Here is a 25878-nt window from a genome sequence, read left to right as displayed (position 1 = left end):
CAGCTGGTCAGCCGCGACTGCGCCAGCCGGCGTTCGACAGCCGGAGCACGGCAGACGCGACCAGGACGAGACCCGCGACCTCGAGTGCTCCGCCTGCGACAGCGAACCACTCGCCGCCGCCGACGATGTTGACGACGTGGCCGAAGGTCCAGCCGATGACGAGAAGACCCGCCCACCACGGCACGCCGACCCGGCGCCCGCCGAGGATGATCGCAAGACCGAGCAGCAGGGTGCCGGCGAGGTTGCCGACCGCGAACAGCAGGTAGAACGGTGCACTCCACGCCTGAGCAGGTGATGCGGCCAACGCGGCCGCGGCATCGACCTGTGAGGTCGCCAGCGCGACGATGTCGTAGTTCGTGAACAGGATGCCGAAATAGCAGACGTACGCGAGCAACGTGAGCGAGACCGCCCAGAGCGCGAGGCGCGGCTTCGCCGGTCGCAGCACGCGCAGCGCAGCGGGCAGTCCCAGGATCGCCAGGAGGCATCCGATCTGTGCGAGCAGGGTGCCGACGAGGGTCTGCGTCGGGAACAGCGCGAACATCTTCAGCATCTCGGCGGTGCTCGCGCTGTCGCTCAACCCGCTCGAAGTCGAGATCCACGCGTACATGCTGTTGGTCGCGAGATGGACCGCGAATGCCGTCGGCAGCGCGATCGCGGCGACGCGGCGACGGAACCCGATGGTCGGATCCGCGGGGATGGTCGCGTCGGTCTGCGTCGGTTCGAGTACCCGGGTCATCATGGCTCCTCGGTCGATGGATGTCTCATTCCCGACGATGCCCCCATGGGGCGCTCACTGATCGGAGCCGGCACCCGAATCCCGCCCGTGCTGACACGGATGCCGCGCTCGCACCTGCAGCCGTAAGCTGTGGTCATGGGCCCATCGCGTGGGATCCAGACGGCACGCGTGCGCATCCCGTGGACGACCGTTGCGGTCGCCCTCATCGGTGCGGCGACGATCGCCTGCTCGGTGCTCCTCCTGGCCTTCGCCCGCCCGATGCTCACCGAGCCCTGGCATGTCGCCGCCGCGGTCGCGATCGGAGGCGCAGACATCGTGCTGGGCGCGATCGTCGCACGTGCGGTGCCAGGAGATGTGACCGCACCGCTTCTGGCCGCCCTCGGCCTCGTCGTGGTCCTGTCGAACAGCGTCGACGAGGACCTGCACGGCGCGTGGATCGGTGGGTGGATGCTGTTGTACCTGCCGCTCGCCCTCGTGCTCGTCGTCGTGCCGACCGGCCGTCCCGCATCACGGCGCTCGGGTGCGATCGCGCTGGCGCTGTGCGCCGTCGTCGCGTCGTTCATGATCGCGGGGGCGGTGGAGTGGTTGTGGCCCGCGACATCCGGCTTCATACTTCCCTTCGCCTACGTGCTTCTCGCCGCCTTCTTCGCACTCCTCTTCGCGTCCGCAGCCGCACCGTTCGCCCGCTACCGGCACGCGCAGGAAGCGGAACGGGTGCAGCTGCGGTGGGTGCTCCTGGCCGGCCTGTCGCTCCCACTCACGCTCCTGCTCAACTGGATGAGCTTCCTCGGCCTCGGCCCGGACCTGGCCGGCCTCGGACTCGTGGTGATGCTGCTCGCAATCCCCGCGGGAGTTACGATCGCGTTGAGCCGACCCGAACTCTTCGATGTCGACCGCGCAGTGGCTGCAGCCGTCGCGGCGTTGACCCTCCTGGGCGGCGGGTTGGCCGTCCTCTCCATCGCAAGCGCTGTCGCTGGGGCTCCCCTCGCAAACTGGCCGCCGTTGTCGGCCGCCGTCACGACCGCCATGGTCACGCTCATCGCGGCCGCGGCCTTCCCGATCGTCCATCGCGGGTTCGATCGCATCTTCTCCCCCGAACGCGCACGAGCAGTGTCGGCACTACGCCGGCTCTCCGCTCGGGTCGACTCGGGCGCCGAACCGCCCGAGGACGTCCAGGCGATCCTGCGCGGCGCCCTGAATGATCCCGGGCTCGTGGTGGGATACCGGCGCCCAGGCGAGGGTGACCTCGTCGGGCTCGACGGCGGCGCCGTCGCCACCGGTGCGACCGCCGCCCCGATCCGCGTGCGCGGCGAGGAGATCGGCGCCATCGTGCCCTCGGCCTCGCGCACCAGGCGTCCGAGGCCGGCGATCGCACGGGCGGCGGCTCCACTCGTGGACGCGGTGCGCGTGCGATCCGAGTTGGCACACGCGGCGGCCGAGGTCGAGGCGTCGCGAGGGCGCCTGCTGCGAGCCGGGTACGAAGAGCGGCGGCGTCTCGAGCGCGACCTCCACGACGGTGCCCAGCAGCGGCTCATCGCCCTCGGGATGCAGCTGCGGCTGCTGCAGCGCACCTCTGCACTCGACGCCGACGCCGACGCCGCCATCGATGCGGCAGTGACCCAGCTCGGCACCGCGGTCGCGGAGCTGCGCCAACTCGCACACGGGGTGCGTCCGAGCGCTCTCGACGACGGCCTCGGTCCGGCGCTCACGGCGCTCGCGCAGGTGGCACCGGATTCGATCGAGCTCGACGTCCGCGTGGGGGATCTCCCCGATCCCGTGGCGACGACCGCGTACTTCGTGGTGAGCGAAGCCGTGGCGAACTCGTTGCGCCACGCCGAGGCATCCTGGATCCGCGTCGTCGCGCGCGAGCGCGATGATGTGCTGGTGGTCCGCGTGTCGGATGACGGGCGCGGTGGCGCCGCACCGCGCGCGACGGGAGGCCTCACGGGCCTGTCGGATCGAGTCGCGGCCCTCGGCGGTCGTGTATGCATCTCGTCGCCCGCCGGCGGCGGCACGACCGTGGAAGCGAACCTGCCGTGCGGATCGTGATCGGCGAGGATTCCGCGCTGTTCCGGGAAGGGCTGTCAGCCCTCCTCGAGTCCGCGGGTCACGAGATCGTCGGGCGCGCCGCGACGGGTCCGGTCGCCGTGGCGCAGACGCGGGCGCACCGACCCGACGTGGTCGTCCTCGACATCCGGATGCCCTCCGATGCCGAGGGCATCGATGCGGCGCTCGAGATTCGGGCGGATGCGCCGCGGACACCCGTGATGTTGCTGTCGCAGCACATCGAGACACGACGGACGCTCGAACTCGTCACCGCAGGCGGCATCGGCTATCTCCTGAAGGACCGCGTGCTCGACGTCGACGAGTTCCTCACCGCGCTGGATCGCGTGGCCTGCGGCGGCACGTCGCTCGATCCCGACGTCGTCACGCGGCTCCTGGGTGCCGCGCGCGCGACGAACGTGCTCGACACCCTCACCGAGCGCGAGATCGAGGTGCTCGCTCTCATGGCCGAGGGCTGGTCGAACGCGGCGGTCGGCCAGCATCTCTTCCTCTCCGAGCGCACGATCGAGACCCACATCAGCAACATCTTCGCGAAGCTCGGACTCGGCGAGTCCCGGGATGAGAATCGCCGGGTGCGCGCGATCCTCGCCTACCTGGACGGCCGGGAGGCCTGAGAGCCCCCGGGTTCGACCACGCGCGCGAGCAACTCGACGAGCAGGCGCTCGGTGAGCGGCGCGGGCAGGGTCTCCACGAGCGCGAGCACGGGGGCGAGCCGCGCGGGCAGCGCCACGGTGCCGGCGTGACCGCCGAGCAGGCCGAACGCGGCGAGCAGGTCGGCCGCGGCGTCCGAGTCGAGGTCGGCGGACGCCGCGGCGAGCGCCGCGGGCCCCCCGGGCAGTCCCGCCGCGAGCTCGGCGACGAGCACCGCGCCATCCACCGGCGGAACCCCGCGCACGGCATCCGCGGCGGCGACGAGCGCGCCCGACAGTTCGCCGGCGACCGACTCCGTGACCGGTGTCACGGTCAGATGTGTCGTGGGCGGCAGAGTCGTGCCGTCCGCCTGCACCATTCCGGGCTGAAGTTGCAGCTGCCAACCGGCGGTCCGGAGCGCATCGGCCCAGTGGTGCGGATCGACACGGAGCTCCTGCGCGACGCCCTCGTCGGCGGCGACCGCGAGGAGTGGCCCGACCGGTTCGCCCACGATCCGAAGGCCGTCGATACCGTCGATCGCCCGTCGAAGGACCGACGTCGCGCGGGCCGATCGCCCGGTGAGCTCGGTGAAGCCGGAGTCGCCGAGCGCGTGGATGATGGCCCAGGCCGCGGCGAGCGGCCCCGCGGGCTTGGACCCCGCCATCGTCGGGTTCACGACCGGGTAGCCGGGCCACCCCGTGGTCGCGAAGTACTGGTGTCGCTGCCGGTCGCGCCCACGGGTGAGCAGCACCGACACGCCCTTCGGCGCGTATCCGTACTTGTGCAGGTCGGCCGAGAGGCTCGTGACGCCGGGCAGGCGGAGATCCCACGTGCGGAGCCGCTGGGGCCAGAAGGGCAGTGCGAAGCCGCCGATGCAGGCGTCGACGTGCAGTGCGATGCCTCGCTCGGCGCAGTTCGCGGCGATCTCCTCGATCGGATCGAGTGCGGCGAAGGGGTAGGACGGCGCGCTGAGCACCACGAGGGCCACGTCGTCGTCGAGGCGGTCGACGACCGCGGCCGCCTCGGGTGCGCCGCCGGCCGGGTCGACCGGGACGAGGTCGAGTCGCAGTCCGAAGTACTCGGCCGCCTTGTGGAACGCGGCGTGCGCCGTGGTCGGGGCGACGAGGCGTGGCGCGCGCGTGTCGCCGGCTCCGCCCGCGCGGTTCGCCGCGCGCCAGACGTCGCGCGCCGCCTTGACCGCCAGCATGCAGCTCTCGGTGCCACCGGACGTCACCGAGCCGACGACGACCTCGGCGCCGTCCGAGCCGTCGGACTCGCCGTGGAGGATGCGGCGTGCGAACCCGACCACGCCGGCCTCCATCGCCGCGACGGATGTGAATGTCGTCGGGTCGAGCCCGTTGACCGGCTGCATGAGCCGGGCCGCCCCGGCGGCGAGCTCGTCGAGCTCGGCGACGCCGGAGTCGTACACGTACGAGAGCACGCGTCCACCGTGCGTGGGGGCATCGGCGGCCCGCAGTGCCGCGATCTCGGCGAGGATGTCGGCAGCCTCACGCCGCAGCAGGTTCATCGCGGCACCGCCACCGCGGCATCCGCATCGATGTCGCCTCGTCGCAGCGGATAGCGCGCGAGCGGCACCAGGCTGAGCAGCACGAGGCCGGCGGGCAGCAGGCTGAACGCCACGACGATGCCGGCGACGGCCGCGGGCGGCTGGTCGACGACCGTCGAGCCGACCGACTCGACGTAGCCCGTCACCGCGAGCACCACCGTGAGGAGCGTGGCGCCGAGCGCCATCCCTGCGGTCTCCCCTGCGGTCCACACGCCGCCGAAGCTTCCAGCCCGCCCATCGCCGTTGCGGCGGGCATCGTGCGTGATCACGTCGGGCAGCATCGCCATGGGCAGCGACTGCATGCCGGCGTACGCGGCGCCGGCGAGCGCGACGGGCGCGTAGACCCAAGGCCCGGGCGCCCACAGCATTCCGACGAGGGCGGCCGCGGCCACGGCGAAGAGCAGGCTCGCGAGTGCGAAGCCGCGCTCCTTGCCGACCCGACGCGCGAGCCGCCCCCACAACGGCGCGCAGACGACGGCCGGCGCGATGAGCGCGACGAACAGGAACGTCAGGGCATCCTCCGACTCGAGCACGCGCGCGGCGACGTAGTTCGCGGCGGCGAGCATGAGGCCCGTCGCGAGCCCCTGCAGGACGAAGGCCGTGAGCAGGTCGCGGAACGGCCGGCTGCGCCGCAGCGCCGCCAGCCCCTCCGCATACCCGTCGCGCAGCCGGCGCGGCGGCGGAACGGCCGAGGGCGCCCCGCGTGGGGCCGTGGTGGTCGCGATGAGCATGCCGGCGCCGACGAGCACGCCGGCCACGACCGCCATCACGAGGTAGCCGAGCGCCTCGTCGCTTCCGCCGGCACGTCGCAGCAGCGGCCCGCCCGCACCGAAGAGCAGGATCGCCACGCTCAGCACCACCACGCGCCACGTGAGCAGTCGGGTCCGGCCGTCGTAGTCGTCGGTGAGCTCGGCAGGCAGCGCGATGTAGGGCACCTGGAACAGGCTGAACGCGGTGGCCGCGGCGAGGAACGCGATGAAGACCCAGGTGCCGGATGCCACGGGCGGCAGCCCGAGCGGGACGGCGAAGGTCGCCGCGAACGCGAACGGCAGGGCGATCGCGCCGACCCGCATCCAGGTGCGCCGCGTGCCGCTGGACGCGAGCGCGCGGTCGCTCCGTTCGCCGATCCACGGATCCACCACGACGTCCCACACCTTGGCGGCGGTCACGACGAGGCCTGCGGCGAGGGCGGTCACTCCGAGCGTGTCGGTGAGGTAGAAGACGAGCACGAGTCCGGGCAGCGTCGCGAAGCCGCCGGTGCCGACCGAGCCGATCGCATACCGGGTCACGACGCCGCGGGCGAGACGTCGCTCCGGTGCGGTCATGCGGGAAGCATAGCCGGACCGGCGAGGCCGCCCGCTCGCGCGCCCGCGCCCGCGCCTAGACTGACGACGTGCTGAACGCCCCCGCCCGAACGCCCGTCCCCTCCACGTACGACGCGCTGCTCGACGACCTCGTGGCGTCCACGGGTCGCACGGTGCCGGTGCCCACGCCCTCCACCGGCGAGACCCTCGTCGAACTGCCCCGCTCCAGCGCCGACGACGTGCGCGGCGCGGTGTCGCGCGCGCGACTCGCGCAGCTGGCCTGGGCCCGGGCCGGATTCGCGCGGCGCCGTGACGTGCTGCTCCGAGCGCACGACCTCCTGCTGGAACGGCGCGAGCAGCTGCTCGACCTCGCCCAGCTCGAGAGCGGCAAGACCCGCGGCCAGGCCTTCGAGGAGGTGTTCGCCGCGCTCAGCGTGACGCGCTGGAACGCCCTCAAGGCCCGGAGCGTGCTCGGAGGCGGACGTCGGCGCGGCGTCGTCCCGGTCGCCGTCTCGACCCGGGTCCGCTACCGCCCCAAGGGCGTGGTCGGCGTCATCACGCCCTGGAACTACGCGGTGGCACTCGCCGCGATGGACGTGGTGCCCGCCCTCGCGGCAGGGTGCGCGGTCGTGCAGAAGGCCGACGACCAGGGTGCGCTCTCGATCCTGGCGCTGCGTCGGGCGTACATCGACGCGGGCGTGCCCGAGGCCCTGTGGGCCGTGGTGGCCGGCGAACCCGGCGAGGTCGGCGAGGCGGTCACCGACGAGGTCGACTACATCTGCTTCACGGGGTCGACCGCGACCGGCCGCCGGATCGCCGAGAAGGCCGCCCGGCGCCTCGTCGGCGCGTCGCTCGAGCTCGGCGGCAAGAACGCGCTCCTCGTGCTCGACGACGTCGACGCCGAGCAGGCGGCGGCGGATGCCGCGTACGCGTGCTTCTCGTCGATGGGCCAGCTGTGCGTCTCGGCCGAGCGCATCTACGTCGACCGCCGCGTCGCCGAACCGTTCACGCAGGCACTGGTCGCGCGCCTGAGCGACCCTCGGATCGGGTCCGGGTTCGACCACGACGCCGACTACGGCAGCCTCGCGACCGCATCGCAGCTCGAGCGCGTCCGCGCGCACCTCGACGACGCCCTCGCCAAGGGCGCACGCGTCCTGGTCGGCGGGCGGCACCGCCCCGACCTCGGACCGTGGGCGTTCGAGCCCACGGTGCTCACCGACGTCACACCAGACATGCGCGTGAGCACCGAGGAGACCTTCGGCGCCGTGGTGAGCCTCTCGGTGGTCGACGGCGAGACCGAGGCCGTCCTCGTCGCGAACGAATCCGAGTACGGCCTGAACGCGACCGTGCTCTCGGGCTCGACGCGCCGAGGGTCGCGCCTCGCGACGCAGATCGACGCGGGCAGCGTGAACGTCAACGAGGGGTACCGCGGGTCGTTCGGCTCGGTCGATGCACCGATGGGAGGCCTCAAGCAGTCAGGCATCGGACGGCGGAACGGCCGCGAGGGGCTCCTGCGGTTCGTCGATCCGGTGACCATGTCGGTCAACCGCCGGATCGTCGGACTCCCCCACTCCGGGCGCGACTTCGCCCGGATGATCCCGCTCTTCATCCTGCTCGCGCGCGTGCTCCGGGGCATCCGGCGCGCCTGAGCGGCGCGGCCGACGAAGGCCGGGACGGCGCCGCCTAGGTCGCCTCGGAGTCGAACGGCGCACCCTCGCCCGCTGCGAGCGCTTCGCGCTTGCGCTTGCGCTGCAGGTACGCGGAGTTCTCGTTCACGCCGGCGCGCGCGACGACGGGTCGAGCGGGCTCGGCGAACGGGTCGACCTCGGTCAGCGCCTCGCGGATGATGCGGCGCGGGTCGTACTGGCGCGGGTCGAGCTTGCGCCAGTCGACCTCGTCGAAGTCGGGCCCCATCTCGTCGCGCACGCGCGACTTCGCGCCGTTGGCCATGTCGCGCATCGAGCGCACGAACTTGCCCAGCTGCGCCGCGTAGTGCGGGAGTCGCTCGGGTCCGAGGAGGAACACGGCGATCACCCCGACGATGAGGAGTTTGTCGAAGGTGAGGCCGCCCATGCGACAAGGATAGCGGCGGCGAGGCGTGCCGAGTGCCGCGAGCCGGACCCCTAGGCTTGGGGGTCGGAAGACCCCGGGAGCCGCCACGTGTCCGAACACGACCTGAACTGGAAGTACGTCGACGAGAGCGTCGTGGAATCCGAGTCGATCGCGAAGGCCCGCCAGCAGTCCCTCGAGCTCGGCGTCGAGCCGGTGTCGCCCGCGGTCGGCGCACAGCTCGCGGTGATCGCGGCGGCCTGCGACGCGCGCGCGATCATCGAGGTCGGAACCGGCGTCGGCGTGTCGGGGCTGTGGATGCTGCAGGCCGCGCGCGGCGCGCACCTGACCTCGATCGACACCGAGACCGAATATCAGCAGCACGCGCGCGAGCACTTCGCCGATGCCGGGATCGCACCGGCTCGCGTGCGCCTGATCGCGGGCCGCGCGAGCGAGGTGCTGCCGCGCATGAACGAGCGGTCGTACGACGTCGTCTTCGTCGACGCCGACGCGCCGTCGGTCATCGAGTACGTCGAGCACGGGCTGCGACTCGCCAAGCCGGGCGGCAGCGTGCTCGTGGCGCGCGCCCTGTGGAAGGGGCGCGTGGCCGACCCGGCGCGGCGGGATGACGCGGCGACGGCGTTCCGCGAGCTCATCTCGGAACTCGCGGCATCCTCCGCCGTGGTGACCGCCATCTCGCCGGCCGGGGACGGCCTGCTCCAGATCGTGAAGCTGGGCGCCTGAAGGTCGCGCGGCGCGCGACCCCCGGCTCAGGCCGCGTTCACGACGCCGCCGAGGACGTCGTAGAGCTCCTTGGCCTCAGCGTCGTTCACCGAGACGACGAGGCGGCCGCCGCCCTCGAGGGGCACGCGCACGATGATGAGCCGACCCTCCTTCACAGCCTCCATCGGTCCGTCTCCAGTGCGTGGCTTCATGGCCGCCATTGAGCTACCCCTTTCGTGGCTGAATCTCCATTATCCCGTATCCGGCCGACACCCCGGTGCGACGCGGCCGCCCTTGTGGATGGCGCGGGGACGCGTTCACCGCCGCGCTGCCGTGCGTTCGCGCGTCACGGCGGCGTCCAGTCGTAGCCGTCGATCCGCCAGGCGATGACGAGCCACCCGAACTGCAACGCGAGCGAGACGGCGACGAGTCCGCCCCGCCACCACGGCGAGCGCGGCACCGCCAGCGCTCCCGCGAGCGGGAACATGGGCGCGAGGATCCGGAACGTGCTCGACTGCGGGAAGAACACCGCGAAGAGGTACAGCGCGTAGCTGGCGAGCCAGAGCCTGAGGTCGATGCCGAGCCGTCGCACCCACGGCGACACGAGCACGAGCCCGAACGCGACGACCAGCGCGATGGGCGCGATCGTGCCCATGGGCTGGCCGAGCCACCAGTCCCCGCCCTGGAACCACGGCGTGAGCGGCACGAGCTCGACGTAGCCGATGTACGAGGATCGCCACGCGAGCTCGGTCTCGGTGTAGGCGCCCATCTCGCCCGTGACCGCCCAGGCGATCGCCGGCCATGCGAGTCCGGCGACGCCCGCCACGACGGCGACGGATGCCGCGGCGACGCGCTCGCGAACCGGGAACGGCTCCCGCTCCCGCGAGACCCAACGCACGATCCAGTGCAGCCCGAGCGTGAGCGCGAATGCGAGCGCGCCCGGACGCGTGAACGCCCAGATCACGACGACCGGCACGAGCCATCCGTACCGCCGGTCGACGAGGAGGAGCAGCGCGACCGCGAGCCACAGGAATCCGAGCGACTCGGCGTAGCCGAACTGCATGATGGGCGCGACCGGCGCGACGCAGAACAGCACGACGGCGAACATCGCCTGGTCGGGGTCGAGGAACCTCGACATGAGTCGATGGAACACGAGCGCCGCGCCGAGGCCCGCGATCAGCGCGATGAGGACCGATGCGACATCCCACGGCACGCCGACCGCCGTGAGCACGCGCACGACTCCGGGGTAGACCGGCAGGAACGCCCACTGGTTCTCGGCGACGTGGCCGTCATCGGTGCGCGGCAGCTCGTCGGGGTACCCGGATGACGCGATGAACGCGTACCAGCGGGCGTCCCAGAGGTTCGCGAATTCGAAGTAGCCGGGATACGCGCCGGTCCAGGCGTTCGGCCCCTGCCGGCCCGCGAGCTCCAGCACGAACGCCGTCGTCACCGCTCGCGCCGCGAGGTAGACGAGCACGACCCGCGCCCACCACGGCAGGAGCCGCCAGCGCACGCGCGGAGACCACCGGGTGCGGCGGAACGGGTCGGGCTCCCGGACGGCCGCCGTCTCGTCGACGCTCACCCGGCGCGCCTCAGCTCGTCGCGCTCGTGAGCCAGCTCCGCAGCGCGCGCTCGCACGCGACGATCTCGTCGCAGTCGACGCGTTCGTCGTCGGCGTGGGCCAGGAGCGGGTCTCCCGGACCGAAGTTCACGGCGGGCACGCCGAGCGCACTGAAGCGCGCGACATCCGTCCACCCGTACTTGGGCTTGGCCTCGGCGCCGACCGCTTTCACGAACTGCTGCGCGAGCGGATCGTCGAGGCCCGGACGCGCACCGTCGGACGCGTCGGTGACCACGAGCTCGTATTCCGGGAAGAGCGCGCGCACCTTCGAGACCGCCTCGTCGATCGTGCGACTCGGCGCGAACCGGTAGTTCAGCGTGAGCACGGCCTCGTCGGGGATCACGTTGCCGGCGACCCCGCCCTGCACGAGCACGGCACTCAGGCCCTCGCGGTAGTCGAGCCCGTCGACCGTCACCGTCTCGGCCTCGTACGCCGCGAGTCGCTCGAGCGCGGGGGCGAGCTTGTGGATCGCGTTCTCGCCGACCCAACTGCGCGCCGAGTGGGCACGACGCCCGCGGGTCCGCAGTTCGACGCGCAGCGTGCCGTTGCAGCCGCCCTCGACCTCGGCCCGGGTCGGCTCGCCCAGGATCGCGAAGTCGGCCTCGAAGAGCTCGGGCCGCACCTTCAGCAGGCGGCCCAGGCCGTTGAAGTCGGCGGCGACCTCCTCGTGGTCGTACCACATCCAGGTCACGTCGACGGATGGGTCGCTGAGCTCGTGCGCGAGCTTGAGCTGCACCGCGACGCCGGCCTTCATGTCGACGGTCCCGCGACCCCACAGGGTGCGCCGACCGTCCACCTGCTCGAAGCGGGTCGGCACGTTGCCGTTGATCGGCACCGTGTCGAGATGACCCGCAATTACTACGCGACGCTCGCGGTCGAGGTTCGTGCGCGCGACGACCGTGTCGCCCTCGCGGATCACCTCGAGGTGCGCGGCGCCCGACAGCGCGTCCACGATGAGGTCGGCGAGCGGTCCCTCGTCTCCCGAGACGGTCGGGATGTCGCAGATCGCCTGCGTGATGGCGACGACGTCGGCGGACAGGTCGAGCGCGGCCGCGGGCCGGACGGGATCAGCCATCCTGCAAGTCTACGGGCGGGCGGATGTCGCCACCGGGCGTCGCCCGCGTCACGCGCCGACCCCGCGCCATCCGGCCTCGGTACCCTTGAGGCATGCCCGCAGACTCGCCGAACCCGACCGCGCCCACCGCCGCCTGGGGCGACGGACTCGCCACGATCTCCGCCGACGGCACGGTGCTCGACACGTGGTACCCCGCACCGCAGCTCGGCGAGCTCCCCGAACCAGCGCCGGCCGCGTGGGAGCCGCCGGCCGGCACGGTGGGACGCGACGAGCGGCGCGGCGTCACGGTCGAGGCGGTGCGCGTCGCCATCCGGCTCGACGAGCCGCCGACGGGCACGAGCGACGCCTACCTGCGACTCCACCTGCTCTCGCACCTGCTGGCACGGCCGAACTCGCTGAACCTCGACGGCATCTTCGGCCACCTGCCCAACGTCGCGTGGACCAACGCCGGCCCGGTGCACCCCGACGACCTCGACCGGCTCCGGCCGGTGCTCCAGCGCGCGGGCATCCACGTCATCGGTCTCGACAAGTTCCCGCGGCTGCTCGACTACGTGATCCCCGAGCGCGTGCGCGTGGCGGACGCCTCGCGCGTGCGCCTCGGCGCCCATCTCGCACCGGGCACCACGGTGATGCACGAGGGCTTCGTGAACTTCAACGCCGGCACGCTCGGCTCGTCGATGGTCGAGGGGCGCATCTCGCAGGGCGTCGTCGTCGGCGACGGCAGCGACATCGGCGGCGGCGCCTCGATCATGGGCACGCTCTCCGGCGGTGGCACGCAGCGCGTGGCGATCGGCGAGCGCGCGCTGCTCGGCGCGAACTCGGGCATCGGCATCTCGATCGGCGACGACTCGGTGGTCGAGGCGGGTCTCTACGTGACCGCCGGCACCAAGGTCGCCGTCCTCGGCGTCGGGGGCCAGCCCGACCGCGTCGTCAAGGCGGTCGAGCTCTCCGGGCAGCCCAACCTGCTGTTCCGCCGCAACTCGCTCGACGGTCGGGTCGAGGTGCTCTCGCGGTCGGGCGAGGGCGTCGTGCTGAACACCGCGCTGCACGCCTGAGTCGACCCGGCCGCGGCATCCGTCGTCGCCCCTCGGGGGAGGTACAGTGATCTGCACCCGGGGCGCCCGACGGCGGACGCCCGGCCGCGATGACACGAGGGAGTGACGTGGGAACGGACGCGCCGAGGACCCGACGCCATCGCCTGGGCCAGTTCCTCGTCGGCCTGCTGGTCACCGTCCTCGTCCTCGGCGTCGCCGCGGTCGGCGCCGGCTGGTGGACGGTCCACCGCTCCTTCCCGACGACCACCGGACGGATCGAAGTGCCCGGCCTGTCCGGCGCGGTGACGGTGTACCGCGACGACGCCGGGATCCCTCAGCTCGTCGCCGAGACCGACCACGACCTGTTCTTCGCGCAGGGCTACGTGCATGCCCAGGACCGCTTCTGGGAGATGGACTTCCGGCGGCACGTGACCGCCGGACGGCTCGCCGAGCTGTTCGGCGCGTCGCAGGTCGCGACCGACACGTTCGTCCGCACGCTCGACTGGCGCGGCGTCGCCGAGGCCGAATGGGAACTGCTCGACCAGCCGACGCGCGCGTTCTACGAGGCGTACGCCGCCGGCGTCAACGCGTACCTCGCCGAGCGCAGCGGCGCCGAGCTGTCGCTCGAGTACGCGGTGCTCGCCCTGCAGAACCCCGGCTACGTGCCCGAGCCGTGGACGCCGGTCGACTCGATCGCGTGGCTGAAGGCGATGGCGTGGGACCTCCGCTCGAACCTCGGCGACGAGATCGACCGCGCCCTGCTGAGCGCCGAGCTGCCGCCGGACGAGGTCGCGCAGCTGCATCCCGACTTCCCGTTCTCGGCGATGCCGACCATCGTCGACGGGCTCGCCGCCGGCGCGGCGCCGGCATCGAGCGAGGTGACGCCGCTGGCCGCCCAGGCGTCGCCGATCGAGCCCGGCCACCTCGACGCCATCGCCGCGCTCGCCGACCGCGTCGACGCCCTCCCCGAGCTGCTCGGGCCCGAGGGCGGTGACCTCGGCTCCAACTCGTGGGTGATCTCGGGCGCGCTCACCGAATCCGGCAAGCCGCTGCTCGCCAACGACCCCCACCTGGGCCCGGCGATGCCCTCCATCTGGGTGCAGATGGGCCTGCACTGCGCGGAGCCCACGCCGGAATGCACGTACGACGTGGCGGGCTACGGCTTCTCGGGGCTCCCCGGCATCGTCATCGGGCACAATGCCGACATCGCGTGGGGCTTCACGAACCTGGGGCCGGATGTCGCGGACCTCTACCTCGAGCGCATCGTGGACGACTCGTACGAGCTCGACGGCACGCTCCGACCGCTCACCGTCCGCGAGGAGGTGATCGACGTGGCCGGCGGCGATCCCGTGACCGTGCAGGTGCGCTCCACGGATCGCGGCCCGATCGTGAGCCTCGATCCCGAGTCCGACTTCGGCCGCATCGCGCAGGGCTACGATCCCGACCCTGCGGCGGAAGGCGCCGACATCACCGCGGCCGGCGACACCGCGCCCGATGGCGCGCAACTCGAGGTCTCGCTGCAGTGGACGGCGCTGACCCCGGGCACCACGCCGAGCGCGATCTTCGCGATGAACCGCGCCACGGACTGGGCGTCGTTCCAGCGGGCGGCCGACCTCTTCGACGTGCCCGCGCAGAACCTCGTGTACGCCGACGTCGCCGGCAACATCGGCTACCAGGCGCCGGGCGCGATCCCGATCCGCAAGGCCGGCGACGGCACGCTGCCGATGCCCGGCTGGACGAGCGAGACCGGATGGAGCGGCATGGTGCCCTTCGAGGAGCTTCCGTCCGTCCTCAACCCCGCTCGCGGGTACATCGTGACTGCCAACAACGCCGTCGACGACACCGGGCCCACACTCACGCGCGACTGGGACCTCGGGTTCCGCGCGAACACCCTCGAACGCGGGATCCTCGAGCTCACCGCCGACGGCGGCACCCTCACGGCCGACGACATGACCGACCTCCAGCTCGACACGCACGATGCGAACGCGCAGGCCTTCCTGCCGGTCATCGCGAGCCTCGAGCTCGACGGCGACGCGAAGCGCGGCGCCGAGCTGCTCGACGGCTGGGATGCCGAGACCGGACCCGACAGCGCCGAGGCGGCCTACTTCGCCGTGTTCTGGCGCACGCTCCTCGACCGCATGTTCGGCGGACTGCCCGAGTCGACCCGGCCCGAGGGCGGCGACCGCTGGTTCGCGGTGGTCGGCTCCCTGCTCGACGAGCCCGACGACGAGTGGTGGTCCGACGACGAGGCCGGCGTGACCGGACGCGACGCGGTGATCGCCGCCTCGCTCGAGGCCGCGTGGGGCGAGGCATCCGATCGTCTCGGCGGCGACCCCGCCGACTGGCGCTGGGGCCTGCTGCACACCCTCACGCTCGAGAACGCGAGCTTCGGCCGCTCGGGCATCGGCCCGATCGAATGGCTGTTCAACCGCGGACCGTACGAGACCGGCGGCGGGTCGGCGATCGTCAATGCGATCGGCTGGGATGCGCGGGTCGGGTACGAGGCCGACTGGGTGCCGTCGATGCGCATGGTCGTCGACCTCGACGACCTCGACGCGTCCACGTGGGTGAACCTCACGGGCGCGTCCGGGCATGCGTTCCATCCGAACTACGCCGACCAGACGCCGCTATGGCAGCGGGGCGAGAGCCGCCCGTGGCCGTTCACGACCGAGGCCGTGCGCGACGCCGCCGAGGACGCGCTCGTGCTGCGTCCGGCGGGCGGGTGAGCGGGCTCACCTCAGCACCGAGCTGAGCAGCAGGCTGGTCTCGCTGTTCACGACGCCGTCGATCGAGCGGATGCGGCCGAGCACGCGGTCGAACTCGCCGAGCGTCTCGGTGCGCAGCTCGGCGACCAGGTCCCATCCGCCGTTCGTGGTGTGCAGCGCGATGATCTCGGGGAAGCCGCGGAGCCGCCGGATCACGTGGTCGGTGCTGCGCCCTTCGACCTCGATGAAGGAGATCGCGTGGATCGCGAGCGGATCGAGCTCGTCGCGCACGCGCACCGAGAACCCGACGATGGTGCCGGATGCCACGAGCCGATCGATGCGGCCCGTGACGGTCGCGCGCGCGACCCCGAGCCGTCGCGCGAGCTCGGCCACGGGAGCCCGGCCGTCCTCCCGGAGCAGGGCGAGCAGGCGGCGGTCGAGGTCGTCGAGCTGGTCCATGCGCAGAGTGTATCCCGGTGCTTGACAGAGTGCGCATCCCGCGCTCGTTCCGAGGGCAGAGCGGTCGTTGCCGTTGCATATCGACCAGTCCTAGGCTCGTTCGAGGGGGACGATTCGGAAAGGGAACGGAATGACGAGCTTCGTCGACGTCCGCAACATGGTCCGCTGGGTCGCCAGCACCGGGCCTGAGCGCATCATCGCCGGCATCCTCGAGTACCTCGAGCAGGACTTCGCACGCTGGGAGGCGTTCGACAAGACTCCTCGCGTGGCGAGCCACACGCCGTTCGGCGTCATCGAGCTCATGCCGACGAGCGATCACGAGTCCTACGCGTTCAAGTACGTCAACGGGCACCCGTCCAACCCCGCCCGCGGGTACCAGACCGTCACCGCGTTCGGCGTGCTCGCCGACGTGCACAACGGCTACCCCACGTTCCTCGCCGAGATGACCGTGCTCACCGCCCTGCGCACGGCCGCGACCAGCGCCTTCGCGGCCAAGCTGCTTGCCCGGCCCGACTCCGAGGTCATGGCCATGATCGGTACCGGCAGCCAGGCCGAGTTCCAGGCGCTCGCCTTCCGCCACGCGCTCGGCATCACCCGACTGCGGGTCTTCGACGTCGACCCCGACGCGATCGCGAAGTTCGTCCGCAACATGCTGCCCCTCGGGTTCGAGATCGAGGTCGCCGGCAGCGCCGCCGAGGCGCTCGACGGCGCCGACGTCGTGACGACCTGCACGGCCGACAAGGCGCGCAACACCGTCGTCGCCGACGAATGGGTCCGGCCGGGCATGCACCTCAACGCGATCGGCGGCGACTGCCCCGGCAAGACCGAGCTCGACCCCGCGATCCTCGACCGCGCGGACGTGTTCGTCGAGTACACGCCGCAGACCCGCATCGAGGGCGAGATCCAGGCCAAGGCCGCCGACTTCCCGGTGACCGAGCTCTGGGAGGTGGTCGGCGGCCGCGCCGCCGGCCGCTCGAGCGCCGAGCAGATCACGCTGTTCGACTCGGTCGGGTTCGCGATCGAGGACTTCTCCGCGCTCCGCTACGTGCGCGACCAGGTGGCCGGCACGCACTTCGAGCAGCGCATCGACCTCGTGGCCGATCCCGACGACCCGAAGGACCTCTTCGGGCTCGTCGGCGCGTTCTCCCCGGTCGGCTGAGCATGTCCGTGCAGTCCCCGTCCGCGGTCGTCATGGTCCGGCCGCACCGCTTCGCACCGAACCCGCAGACGCTCGCCGACAACGGCTTCCAGCCGAACGCCGACGGCCACGATCCCGAGCGGCTCGCCGCGGCCGCGTACGACGAGGTGACCCGGGCGGGCGCCGCGCTCGAGGCGGCCGGCGTGACCGTGCACCTCTTCGAGGACGAGACGGAGCACCGGCCCGACAGCGTGTTCCCGAACAACTGGATCTCGACCCACTCGGGCGGGCACATCGCGCTCTTCCCGATGTACACGCCGAATCGGCGCACGGAACGCCGCAGCGACATCGTCGAGCTGCTGAAGACCACGTATCGGGTCCAGGACGTGATCGACTACTCGGGCCTCGAGTACGACGAGGTGTTCCTCGAGGGCACCGGCGCGATGGTGCTCGACCACGAGCTGCGCATCGCCTACGCGGCGCGCTCGAACCGCGCCGACCCGATCGCGCTCGAGCGCTTCTGCACCAACTTCGGCTACGAGCCCATGGTCTTCGATGCCGTCGACGGTCGCGGGATCGCGGTGTACCACACGAACGTGATCCTCAGCATCGCGACCGAGTTCGCCCTCGTCGCGGCCGACATGCTCGTCTCCCCCGCCCGGCGGCAGGAGGTCCTCGACCGGCTCTCGGCGCGCGGACGGCGCGACGTCATCGCGCTCTCGAACGCGCAGATCGACGAGTTCGCGGGCAATGCGCTCGAGCTGTGGGGATCGCAGGGACGCGTACTCGCGCTGTCGCGACGCGCCTTCGACGCGCTCACGACCGAGCAACGCGACCGGATCGAGCGCAGCGCGCGGCTGCTGCCGCTCGACGTCCCGACGATCGAGCTGGCGGGTGGATCCGTGCGGTGCATGCTCGCCGGCGTCCACCTCGATCCTCGCCCCGGTCTCGTCGAACCGCGCGCCGCGCTCGTCGACGACGCCGCGGTCGTCTCGGTCGTCGAGTAGCCGGGCGCCGGGCGCCGCGAGTCAGCGGTTCGTCGGGTACCGGCGCTCGATCGACCCGGTGTAGAGCTGCTGCGGTCGGCCGATCTTCGTCTGCGGGTCGAGGTTCATCTCACGCCAGTGCGCGATCCAGCCGGGCAGGCGGCCGATCGCGAAGAGCACCGTGAACATGCGAGTGGGGAAGCCCATCGCCTTGTAGATGACACCGGTGTAGAAGTCGACGTTCGGGTACAGCCGGCGCTGGCGGAAGTAGTCGTCCTCGAGGGCGAACTGCTCGAGTTCCTTGGCGATGTCGAGCAGCGGGTCGTCGACGCCGAGGCTCTCGAGCACGGCGTCGGCGCTCTCCTTGACGATCTTCGCGCGCGGGTCGTAGTTCTTGTAGACCCGGTGGCCGAAGCCCATGAGCTTGACGCCGTCCTCCTTGCGCTTGACGCGCTCGACGAACTTCGCGACGCCCTCGCCCGAGTCGCGGATGCGCCCGAGCATCTGCAGCACGGCCTCGTTGGCTCCGCCGTGCAGCGGACCCGAGAGCGCCTGGATGCCGGCGGAGATCGACGCGTAGAGGTTCGCCCCGGTCGATCCCACGAGGCGCACGGTCGACGTCGACGCGTTCTGCTCGTGGTCCTCGTGCAGGATGAGCAACCGGTCGAGCGCCTGCGCGAGCGTCGGGTCGATCGAATACCGCTCGGCCATGTTGCCGAAGTTGAGCCGCAGGAAGTTCTCGACGAAGTTCAGCGAGTTGTCGGGGTACAGGAACGCCTGGCCGATGCTCTTCTTGTGCGCGTACGCCGCGATGACCGGCAGCTTCGCCAGCAGGCGGATGGTCGTGAGCTCGACGTGGTCGAGATCGTGCGGGTCGGACGAGTCCTCGTAGTAGGTCGAGAGCGCGGCGACGGCACTCGAGAGGACGGCCATCGGGTGCGCCGTGTGCGGCAGGGCCGAGAAGAAGCGCTTGAGGTCTTCGTGGAGCAGCGTGTGGCGGCGGATCTTCTCGTCGAACTCGCCGAGCTGGTCGGGTGTCGGCAACTCGCCGTACATGAGCAGCCAGGCCACCTCGAGGTAGGTCGAGTGCTCGGCGAGCTGCTCGATCGGATACCCGCGGTAGCGCAGGATGCCCTGCTCGCCGTCGATGTAGGTGATCGCGGAGCGCGTGGACGCGGTGTTGACGAAGCCGTAGTCGAGTGCCGTGAGGCCGGTCTGGCGGGTCAGCGTGGAGAGGTCGATGCTGCCGTTGCCCTGCGATGCCGCATGGATCGGGAACTCGGCCGAGCCGCCCGGGAAGGCCAGCGTCGCGGTGTCGGGGCGGTCGGCCCCGGCCGCTTCGTTCACGACGTTGCTCACGGCGTCTCCTGTGATCGTCACTTGGTCCCCTGCTCTCCGGCCGGGCGTCGGTCGGCGCGCGCGGCCCGAATACAGCCTAGACGTGCCGACGGCACACTGTCGCATCCGCCAACAGATGGCGGAAGCGATTGGCGGATGTCACAGCACGGCGGTGGCGCGGAGGCGCGCGGCGGCTGAGGCGATGCGTTCGTCGGGTGCCGTGAGCGAGAGACGGATGTGCTGCGGGAAGTGGGTCCCGTAGAAATGACCGGGTCCGCCCAGGATCCCGAGGTCGGCCAGGCGGCCGATCGACTCCCACGCGTCGCGCCCCTCGGTGGCCCAGAGGTAGAGTCCGGCGTCGCTGTGATCGATGCGGAATCCGGCGTCCTCGAGGGCGGGCTTGAGGAGCGCACGCCGCGCGCGGTACCGCTCCTTCTGCTCGGCCACATGCGCTTCGTCGCCGAGGGCGACGGTCATCGCGGACTGCAGCGGTGCGGGGACCATCAGACCGGCATGCTTGCGCGCCGTCGTCAGTCGCGCGATCGAGTCGCGGCATCCGGCCACGAAGGCCGCGCGGTACCCGGCCATGTTGGACTGCTTCGAGAGCGAGTAGATCGCCAGCACATGCGTGGTGTCGCCGTCGGTCACCCTCGGGTCGAGGATGCTCGGCACGGGTGTGGCATCCCACGGTGTCTCCCAGCCGAGCTCGGCATAGCACTCGTCGCCGACGATCACGGCGCCGAGCTCGCGCGCCCGGGCGACCGCGCGGCGCAGTTCCTCGACGCCGAGCACGCGGCCGTCGGGGTTGCCGGGCGAGTTCACCCAGACGAGGCGGGTGTGCTCGGGCCATTCGTCGGGGTCGTCGGATGCCACGGCCGTCGCGCCCGCGAACACCGCGCCCATCTCGTAGGTCGGGTAGGCCGCCCGCGGGTGCACGACGCGGTCTCCGGCCCCGACGCCGAGGAAGAACGGCAGCAGTGCGACGAGTTCCTTTGATCCGATCGTCGGCAGCACCGCGTCGAGATCGAGGCCGACGACCCCGCGCCGGCGCGCGAACCAGTCGAGGATCGCGCGTCGCAGCGCGGTCGTCCCGATCGTCGCCGGATAGGAATGCGCGTCGGTCGCCGCCGCGAGCGCCTCGCGCACGACCTCGGGCGTCGGGTCGATCGGCGAGCCGATCGAGAGGTCGACGATGCCGTCGCGATGCGAGATGGCGCGATCGCGATACGGGACCATGAGATCCCACGGGTACTCGGGCAGCGCTCCGAGCGCCATGCTCAGTGGCCCTGGGGCGGCAGGGCGGCGACGAGCGGGTGGTCCTTCGGGATCACGCCGACCTTCGCGGCGCCGCCCGGCGAGCCGATGTCGTCGAAGAACTCGACGTTCGCCTTGTAGTAGTCGGCCCACTCGTCGGGCAGGTCGTCTTCGTAGTAGATGGCCTCGACGGGGCACACCGGCTCGCAGGCACCGCAGTCGACGCATTCGTCAGGGTGGATGTAGAGCGAGCGTTCACCCTCGTAGATGCAGTCGACGGGACACTCGTCGATGCAGGCACGGTCTTTCACATCGACGCACGGCAGGGCGATGACGTAGGTCACGGTGGGTCGCGGTCCCTTCGAAGAGGCTGGAGTGCCAGTCTACGCGCGACGGGTGTCGCGTGACGGCAGCGAGGGCCAGGCCACGACGAGCACCGCGATGAGCGCAGGCCCGACGGCCCACACGGTGCCCGCGACACCGCTGGGCATGAGGACGGAACCGCCGGGTCCGGGCAGGGACAGCAGCGCGACGGCGCCCACGACGCCGACTGCGGCGGCGATCGCCGCGGCTCGACCCCCGGCGACCAGGCGGATCCCGACGAGCAGCGCCGCCACGCCGATCAGCCCGAGGACGAGCCCCCACGGGATCGTGACCTCGCCCAGCTGCCAGGCGTGCCGATGGCCGACCGTCGTGATCGTGCCGTAGACCAGCCCGACGAGGAACGCGACCGCCAGCGTGCCGAGCCGGGAGGCGAGGGAACGACCGGGCTCATCGTCCCGTACGCGGGGCGCGGGGGTCACGGCGCTCATCACGGCGCAGGGAAGACCGTGTACGTCACGGTGGTCGCGTCGCCGGCGAGCACGACGACGTACTGCCCATCGGTGTAGACGGAGCCACCGGCGGCATCGCCAGAGAGCGACGCATCCTCGGTGAAGCCCGACGCGGTCAGCGCCGAGGTCGCATCGGCGACCGGATCGGCGCCCTCGGGCGTGAGCACGACCATCCAGCCGTCGCCGTTCCCGCCCGCGCCGCCGGCGACCTCGATCGTGCCGTCGATCACGGGGACGGAGGCCGGGAAGTCGGCGGGGAGGTCGCCGCCGAGTTCGACGTCGCCGCCCGTCGCGCCCTCGACCGTGTCTTCCACGGTGCGGTCGACGAGGTCCTGCACCGGGTTGCCGACGCAACCGGTGAGCACGAGCGTCGCCAGGGCGACGGCGGACAGCGCGGCGAGGCGGCCGCGAAGGCGGGGGGCAGGCATGACCGCGAGTCTACCGGCGGCTCCGGTGACGGGCATGGCGTAGCGTGGTCGCGAGCGCGGCGCCGCGCCGCGGGAAGGACGAGCCAGATGACCGAGCAGCCCGTGACCGCCCCCGCCGCGCCCCCCGTGCGCATCGAACGCGACGGCGTCGTGGCGACGGTGGTCATCGATCGGCCGAAGGCGCTCAACGCGCTCTCCCCCGAGGTGCTGCGCGCACTGGCCGACGCGTTCGACCGGCTCGCATCCGAGGGCGACGCCGTCCGGGGCGTCCTCGTGGTCGGCGAGGGGGGCCGCGCGTTCGTCGCGGGAGCCGACATCCGCTCGCTCGCGGAGCTCACGCCCGAGGAGGGTGCCGAGGCCGCGCGACTCGGCCACCGCGTCGCCGCGGCGATCGAGGCGTTCCCCGCCCCGGTGATCGCGTGCGTCGACGGATTCGCGCTCGGCGGCGGCCTCGAACTCGCGCTCGCGTGCGACCTCATCTACGCGACGGATGCGTCGGGGTTCGGCCAGCCCGAGGTGCGGCTGGGGCTCATCCCCGGCTTCGGCGGAACGGTGCGGCTCCCGCGTGCGGTCGGACTCCCGCTCGCCAAGGAGCTCATCTTCACCGGCCGACGGATCGACGCCGAGACCGCCGAACGGGCGGGCCTCGTGGCACGACGCTTCACCGACCGCGAGGCGCTCCTCGAGGGCGCGCGCGCGACCATCGCCGAGGTCGCCGAGAACGCGTGGACCGCGGTCGCGCTGGCGAAGCGCGTGCTGGTCGAGGCGGCGGGCACGCCGACCGAGCGCGCGAGCGAGCTCGAGGTCGCCGGCTTCGAGGACGCGTTCCGGACCACCGACATGCGCGAGGGCGTCGCCGCGTTCCTCGAGAAGCGCGAACCTCGCTTCAGCGGCCGCTGACGTCGCCCGCCGCGCCCGGCTCAGCCGGTGACGTGCGACTGGAGCCAGGCGAGCCCGTCGAAGCGGACGCCGTCGGCGCCGTACATCTCGAGGTGGAGGTGCGGCCCGGTGGACTGCCCGGTCGTGCCGACCGCGCCGATGACCTGGCCGGCCGTGACCCGCTGGCCCACCGACACCTGGAGCGAACCGTACTGCTGGTGCGCGTAGAGGGAGGTGATGAGCTGGCCGCCGATGTTGTGCTGGACCTCGACGTAGACACCGAGGCCACCGCCCGACTCGGTCGCCGTGATCACGACGCCGTCGGCGAGGGAGACGATCGGCGAGCCGACGCCCGGGGTGAAGTCGATGCCGTCGTGGAACGTCGAGCAGCCTGCGCAGGGCGCGTCACGGCCGCCGAAGCCACCGCTGATGCGGGACGGGTCGACCGGCCACACGACGCGCGGCGTCTCGATGAGCGACACCGAGCCCACGCCGGCCACGCTCGACTCGATGGGCGGCGGTGCCGCCTCGACCTCCCACGCCTCGGTGTCGATGGGGGCGAGGGCGACCTCGGAGCCGACGTCCAGCGACTGCGGCCGCACCGAGAGCGTGTCCTCGGCGGGCGCGTAGACGGATGCGCGGACCTCGGTGTCCGTCGCCGTGACGGCGAGGGCGGGGACGCTCGTCGCGAGGAGCAGTCCGCCGACGACCGACATCGCGCCGATCGACATCGCGGAGCGGCTGGGAAGGGCCGAGCGGGTTCGACGCTGGGGAGCCGGATCAGCGGCTCGGGCCGCGCGACGCGCGGAATCGATCGGGGTCGAGCCGGTCGGGCTCGAGCGCCGCGTGCGGGGACCGGCGGAGCGCAGGGAGGTACGTGCGGCCGCGCGGCGGCCGTGCTGGGGGAAGGTCATAAAGGGGGCGTTTCCGGGGGTAACGGTTTCGTAACAACTGAATACGTTTCGAACGAACCCGAACACCCTACGACGCGTAGTCTGGGAACTTCATCCATTCGCATGCGGCGGACCCTCGACGCCGCCGCGGCGAGGGCGGCGCCATCCGCCCCCGCCGAATCGCGCTACGCCTGCTTCTTCAGGCGCGACGCCGCGCGCGCCCGCTCGGTCTGGTCGAGGATCACCTTGCGGATCCGGACCTTCTCGGGAGTCACCTCGACGCACTCGTCCTCGCGGGCGAATTCGAGGCACTCCTCGAGCGTCAGCTGCCGGGACGGCGTCATCGACTCGAACGTGTCGGCGGTCGAGGACCGCATGTTCGTGAGCTTCTTCTCCTTGGTGATGTTCACGTCCATGTCGTCGGTGCGCGAGTTCTCGCCGATGACCATGCCCTCGTACACCTCCTCGGTCGGGTTCACGAAGAAGGTCATGCGCTCCTGGAGCGCGATGATCGCGAAGGGAGTGACGACCCCGGCGCGGTCGGCGACGATCGAGCCGTTGTTCCGGGTCGTGATGGCGCCGGCCCACTCGTCGTAGCCGTGGGAGATCGCGTTCGCGATGCCGGTGCCGCGCGTGATCGTCAGGAACTCGGTGCGGAAGCCGATGAGGCCGCGGCTCGGGACGATGAACTCCATGCGGACCCAGCCCGTGCCGTGGTTCGCCATGTTGTCCATCCGGCCCTTGCGCGCCGCGAGGAGCTGCGTGATCGCGCCGAGGTACTCCTCGGGCGCATCGATCGTGAGGTGCTCGTACGGCTCGTGCACCTTGCCGTCGACGGTCTTCGTGACCACCTGCGGCTTGCCGACCGTGAGCTCGAAGCCCTCACGTCGCATCTGCTCGACGAGGATCGCGAGCGCGAGCTCGCCACGGCCCTGCACCTCCCACGCGTCGGGTCGCCCGATCTCGAGCACCTTGAGCGAGACGTTGCCCACGAGTTCGCGGTCGAGGCGGTCCTTGACCATCCGCGCCGTGAGCTTGTGCCCCTTGACCTTGCCGACGATGGGCGACGTGTTGGTGCCGATCGTCATCGAGATCGCCGGGTCGTCGACGTGGATCGCGGGAAGCGGCTGCACGTCGTCGGGGTCGGCGAGCGTCTCGCCGATCGTGATGTCCTCGATGCCGGCGACCGCGATGATGTCGCCGGGGCCGGCCTCCTCGGCCGGGAAGCGCTCGAGCGCCTTGGTCTTGAGCAGCTCGGTGATGCGGACGTTCGAGTGCGAGCCGTCGTGACGCACCCACGCGACCGTCTGCCCCTTGCGGATGCGGCCGTTGAAGACGCGGAGCAGGGCGAGGCGACCGAGGAACGGCGACGCGTCGAGGTTGGTGACCCACGCCTGCAGCGGAGCCTCGTCGTCGTACGTCGGCGCCGGGACGTGCTGGAGGATCGCCTCGAAGAGCGGCTCGAGGTCGTCGGAGTCGGGCAGGCTCCCGTTCGCGGGCTTCTGGTGCGAGGCCCGGCCGGCCTTGCCCGACGCGTACACCACCGGGACATCGAGGATCGCGTCGAGGTCGAGGTCGGGCACGTCGTCGGCGAGGTCGGACGCGAGTCCGAGGAGCAGGTCCTGGCTCTCGGCGACGACCTCGTCGATGCGCGCGTCGGGCCGGTCCGTCTTGTTCACGAGCAGGATGACCGGCAGGCGCGCCTCGAGCGCCTTTCGGAGGACGAATCGGGTCTGCGGCAGCGGCCCCTCGGAGGCATCGACCAGCAGCACGACACCGTCGACCATCGACAGGCCTCGCTCGACCTCGCCGCCGAAGTCGGCGTGCCCGGGGGTGTCGATCACGTTGATCGTCACCGGGCCGTCGGTCGCGTGGCGACCGTCGTATTCGACCGCGGTGTTCTTCGCGAGGATCGTGATGCCCTTCTCGCGCTCGAGCTCGTTCGAGTCCATCGCGCGCTCGTCGACGTGGGCGTGGTCGGCGAACGAATGGGTCTGCTTGAGCATCGCGTCGACGAGCGTCGTCTTGCCGTGGTCGACGTGGGCGACGATCGCGACGTTGCGCAGGTCGTGACGGGTGGCCTTGGCCATGATGGGTCCTCGCGTGGGCTCCGGTGGCCGTACGGGCACCGGGGCGCGGATCGGGCAGCGCGGGAGGCGCTG

The 25878-nt window shown here is 71.7% G+C and carries 24 protein-coding genes; 9 read left to right on the top strand and 15 right to left on the bottom strand.

Annotated elements, in window-relative coordinates:
* Positions 1–7: 7 nt before the first annotated feature.
* Entirely contained in the window at positions 8–736 is a 729-nt protein-coding gene (locus BLT99_RS02985; protein ID WP_157674920.1) for a hypothetical protein, read from the bottom strand.
* 135 nt (positions 737–871) lie between these two features.
* Between BLT99_RS02985 and BLT99_RS02980 the strand changes: the two genes are divergently transcribed.
* Both BLT99_RS02980 and BLT99_RS02975 read left to right on the top strand, forming a co-directional pair.
* Complete coding sequence (locus BLT99_RS02980; protein ID WP_092669182.1) at positions 872–2785, top strand: sensor histidine kinase; 1914 nt, start codon at positions 872–874, stop codon at positions 2783–2785.
* On the top strand, positions 2773–3414 hold the full coding sequence (locus tag BLT99_RS02975; RefSeq protein ID WP_092675516.1) for a response regulator transcription factor: 642 nt from the start codon (positions 2773–2775) through the stop codon (positions 3412–3414). Before BLT99_RS02980 ends, BLT99_RS02975 begins: the two co-directional genes overlap by 13 nt.
* Here the strand turns inward: BLT99_RS02975 and BLT99_RS02970 are convergent.
* On the bottom strand, positions 3390–4958 hold the full coding sequence (locus tag BLT99_RS02970) for a pyridoxal phosphate-dependent decarboxylase family protein (protein WP_092669181.1): 1569 nt from the start codon (positions 4956–4958) through the stop codon (positions 3390–3392). The genes BLT99_RS02975 and BLT99_RS02970 overlap by 25 nt on opposite strands.
* Positions 4955–6322, bottom strand: a complete 1368-nt coding sequence (locus BLT99_RS02965; protein ID WP_092669180.1) for an MFS transporter — start codon at positions 6320–6322, stop codon at positions 4955–4957. Before BLT99_RS02965 ends, BLT99_RS02970 begins: the two co-directional genes overlap by 4 nt.
* Before the next feature lie 68 nt (positions 6323–6390).
* On the opposite strand from BLT99_RS02965, the gene BLT99_RS02960 reads away from it, so the two are divergent.
* On the top strand, positions 6391–7950 hold the full coding sequence (locus BLT99_RS02960; RefSeq protein ID WP_092669179.1) for a succinic semialdehyde dehydrogenase: 1560 nt from the start codon (positions 6391–6393) through the stop codon (positions 7948–7950).
* A gap of 34 nt (positions 7951–7984) precedes the next feature.
* On the opposite strand, the gene BLT99_RS02955 is transcribed toward BLT99_RS02960, so the two are convergent.
* Positions 7985–8374, bottom strand: coding sequence for a twin-arginine translocase TatA/TatE family subunit (locus tag BLT99_RS02955; protein ID WP_092669178.1), 390 nt, complete (start codon positions 8372–8374; stop codon positions 7985–7987).
* 87 nt (positions 8375–8461) lie between these two features.
* Here BLT99_RS02955 and BLT99_RS02950 point away from each other — a divergent pair, with 87 nt between their 5' ends.
* On the top strand, positions 8462–9094 hold the full coding sequence (locus tag BLT99_RS02950; RefSeq protein ID WP_092669177.1) for an O-methyltransferase: 633 nt from the start codon (positions 8462–8464) through the stop codon (positions 9092–9094).
* A gap of 26 nt (positions 9095–9120) precedes the next feature.
* Here the strand turns inward: BLT99_RS02950 and BLT99_RS02945 are convergent, their stop codons facing one another.
* The 3 genes from BLT99_RS02945 to dapE all read right to left on the bottom strand — a co-directional run bounded on the left by BLT99_RS02945 (position 9121) and on the right by dapE (position 11769).
* Positions 9121–9294 (bottom strand): DUF3117 domain-containing protein, encoded by a 174-nt coding sequence (locus BLT99_RS02945; protein ID WP_019179788.1) that lies wholly within the window; start codon positions 9292–9294, stop codon positions 9121–9123.
* Positions 9295–9419: 125 nt separating this feature from the next.
* On the bottom strand, positions 9420–10655 hold the full coding sequence (locus tag BLT99_RS02940) for a glycosyltransferase family protein (protein ID WP_229724853.1): 1236 nt from the start codon (positions 10653–10655) through the stop codon (positions 9420–9422).
* 10 nt (positions 10656–10665) lie between these two features.
* Positions 10666–11769: a succinyl-diaminopimelate desuccinylase gene (gene dapE / locus BLT99_RS02935; protein ID WP_092669176.1), complete on the bottom strand. Its 1104-nt coding sequence runs from the start codon at positions 11767–11769 to the stop codon at positions 10666–10668.
* Positions 11770–11861: 92 nt separating this feature from the next.
* Here dapE and dapD point away from each other — a divergent pair, with 92 nt between their 5' ends.
* On the top strand, positions 11862–12824 hold the full coding sequence (dapD, locus tag BLT99_RS02930; protein ID WP_092669169.1) for a 2,3,4,5-tetrahydropyridine-2,6-dicarboxylate N-succinyltransferase: 963 nt from the start codon (positions 11862–11864) through the stop codon (positions 12822–12824).
* 107 nt (positions 12825–12931) lie between these two features.
* Positions 12932–15529, top strand: a complete 2598-nt coding sequence (locus tag BLT99_RS02925; RefSeq protein WP_229724854.1) for a penicillin acylase family protein — start codon at positions 12932–12934, stop codon at positions 15527–15529.
* Positions 15530–15535: 6 nt separating this feature from the next.
* Here BLT99_RS02925 and BLT99_RS02920 read toward each other — a convergent pair whose 3' ends face one another.
* On the bottom strand, positions 15536–15967 hold the full coding sequence (locus tag BLT99_RS02920) for an Lrp/AsnC family transcriptional regulator (protein ID WP_092669167.1): 432 nt from the start codon (positions 15965–15967) through the stop codon (positions 15536–15538).
* Positions 15968–16097: 130 nt separating this feature from the next.
* On the opposite strand from BLT99_RS02920, the gene BLT99_RS02915 reads away from it, so the two are divergent.
* Together BLT99_RS02915 and ctlX are read left to right on the top strand one after the other, a co-directional pair.
* Complete coding sequence (locus BLT99_RS02915; RefSeq protein WP_092669166.1) at positions 16098–17126, top strand: ornithine cyclodeaminase; 1029 nt, start codon at positions 16098–16100, stop codon at positions 17124–17126.
* A gap of 2 nt (positions 17127–17128) precedes the next feature.
* Complete coding sequence (gene ctlX, locus BLT99_RS02910) at positions 17129–18112, top strand: citrulline utilization hydrolase CtlX (RefSeq protein WP_092669165.1); 984 nt, start codon at positions 17129–17131, stop codon at positions 18110–18112.
* Between the two features lie 21 nt (positions 18113–18133).
* Here the strand turns inward: ctlX and BLT99_RS02905 are convergent, their stop codons facing one another.
* The 5 genes from BLT99_RS02905 to BLT99_RS17535 all read right to left on the bottom strand — a co-directional run bounded on the left by BLT99_RS02905 (position 18134) and on the right by BLT99_RS17535 (position 21944).
* Positions 18134–19450, bottom strand: coding sequence for a citrate synthase (locus tag BLT99_RS02905; protein WP_371874275.1), 1317 nt, complete (start codon positions 19448–19450; stop codon positions 18134–18136).
* Between the two features lie 138 nt (positions 19451–19588).
* The gene (gene dapC / locus BLT99_RS02900) at positions 19589–20704 is read right to left on the bottom strand and encodes a succinyldiaminopimelate transaminase (RefSeq protein WP_092669162.1); all 1116 of its coding nucleotides are present in this window, start codon (positions 20702–20704) and stop codon (positions 19589–19591) included.
* A 2-nt stretch (positions 20705–20706) separates the two neighbouring features.
* Positions 20707–21027: a ferredoxin gene (gene fdxA / locus BLT99_RS02895; RefSeq protein WP_092669160.1), complete on the bottom strand. Its 321-nt coding sequence runs from the start codon at positions 21025–21027 to the stop codon at positions 20707–20709.
* A gap of 39 nt (positions 21028–21066) precedes the next feature.
* Positions 21067–21495, bottom strand: coding sequence for a hypothetical protein (locus BLT99_RS17540; RefSeq protein WP_157674919.1), 429 nt, complete (start codon positions 21493–21495; stop codon positions 21067–21069).
* Complete coding sequence (locus tag BLT99_RS17535) at positions 21495–21944, bottom strand: hypothetical protein (protein WP_157674918.1); 450 nt, start codon at positions 21942–21944, stop codon at positions 21495–21497. The genes BLT99_RS17540 and BLT99_RS17535 overlap by 1 nt, the downstream gene beginning before the upstream one ends.
* Before the next feature lie 87 nt (positions 21945–22031).
* Here BLT99_RS17535 and BLT99_RS02885 point away from each other — a divergent pair, with 87 nt between their 5' ends.
* Positions 22032–22844, top strand: a complete 813-nt coding sequence (locus BLT99_RS02885; protein ID WP_092669156.1) for an enoyl-CoA hydratase/isomerase family protein — start codon at positions 22032–22034, stop codon at positions 22842–22844.
* A 20-nt stretch (positions 22845–22864) separates the two neighbouring features.
* Here BLT99_RS02885 and BLT99_RS02880 read toward each other — a convergent pair whose 3' ends face one another.
* Entirely contained in the window at positions 22865–23554 is a 690-nt protein-coding gene (locus BLT99_RS02880) for a M23 family metallopeptidase (RefSeq protein WP_157674917.1), read from the bottom strand.
* Positions 23555–23901: 347 nt separating this feature from the next.
* Positions 23902–25806 (bottom strand): translational GTPase TypA, encoded by a 1905-nt coding sequence (gene typA, locus BLT99_RS02875; RefSeq protein ID WP_092669152.1) that lies wholly within the window; start codon positions 25804–25806, stop codon positions 23902–23904.
* Positions 25807–25878: the final 72 nt, after the last annotated feature.

The sequence above is a fragment of the Agromyces flavus genome (assembly GCF_900104685.1).
Classification (GTDB): Bacteria; Actinomycetota; Actinomycetes; order Actinomycetales; family Microbacteriaceae; genus Agromyces; species Agromyces flavus.
Note: the sequence above shows the minus strand (reverse complement) of the source record. Positions and strands in the feature narration are given on the sequence as shown.

Bases quoted from the DNA above. Each gene is read 5' to 3' on its own strand.
- BLT99_RS02985 (WP_157674920.1), bottom strand. From the start codon at position 736: ATGACCCGGGTACTCGAACCGACGCAGACCGACGCGACCATCCCCGCG.
- BLT99_RS02980 (WP_092669182.1), top strand. From the start codon at position 872: ATGGGCCCATCGCGTGGGATCCAGACGGCACGCGTGCGCATCCCGTGG.
- BLT99_RS02970 (WP_092669181.1), bottom strand. From the start codon at position 4,958: ATGAACCTGCTGCGGCGTGAGGCTGCCGACATCCTCGCCGAGATCGCG.
- BLT99_RS02965 (WP_092669180.1), bottom strand. From the start codon at position 6,322: ATGACCGCACCGGAGCGACGTCTCGCCCGCGGCGTCGTGACCCGGTAT.
- BLT99_RS02955 (WP_092669178.1), bottom strand. From the start codon at position 8,374: ATGGGCGGCCTCACCTTCGACAAACTCCTCATCGTCGGGGTGATCGCC.
- BLT99_RS02945 (WP_019179788.1), bottom strand. From the start codon at position 9,294: ATGGCGGCCATGAAGCCACGCACTGGAGACGGACCGATGGAGGCTGTG.
- dapE (WP_092669176.1), bottom strand. From the start codon at position 11,769: ATGGCTGATCCCGTCCGGCCCGCGGCCGCGCTCGACCTGTCCGCCGAC.
- dapD (WP_092669169.1), top strand. From the start codon at position 11,862: ATGCCCGCAGACTCGCCGAACCCGACCGCGCCCACCGCCGCCTGGGGC.
- BLT99_RS02920 (WP_092669167.1), bottom strand. From the start codon at position 15,967: ATGGACCAGCTCGACGACCTCGACCGCCGCCTGCTCGCCCTGCTCCGG.
- BLT99_RS02915 (WP_092669166.1), top strand. From the start codon at position 16,098: ATGACGAGCTTCGTCGACGTCCGCAACATGGTCCGCTGGGTCGCCAGC.
- ctlX (WP_092669165.1), top strand. From the start codon at position 17,129: ATGTCCGTGCAGTCCCCGTCCGCGGTCGTCATGGTCCGGCCGCACCGC.
- dapC (WP_092669162.1), bottom strand. From the start codon at position 20,704: ATGGCGCTCGGAGCGCTGCCCGAGTACCCGTGGGATCTCATGGTCCCG.
- BLT99_RS17540 (WP_157674919.1), bottom strand. From the start codon at position 21,495: ATGAGCGCCGTGACCCCCGCGCCCCGCGTACGGGACGATGAGCCCGGT.
- BLT99_RS17535 (WP_157674918.1), bottom strand. From the start codon at position 21,944: ATGCCTGCCCCCCGCCTTCGCGGCCGCCTCGCCGCGCTGTCCGCCGTC.
- BLT99_RS02885 (WP_092669156.1), top strand. From the start codon at position 22,032: ATGACCGAGCAGCCCGTGACCGCCCCCGCCGCGCCCCCCGTGCGCATC.
- BLT99_RS02880 (WP_157674917.1), bottom strand. From the start codon at position 23,554: ATGTCGATCGGCGCGATGTCGGTCGTCGGCGGACTGCTCCTCGCGACG.
- typA (WP_092669152.1), bottom strand. From the start codon at position 25,806: ATGGCCAAGGCCACCCGTCACGACCTGCGCAACGTCGCGATCGTCGCC.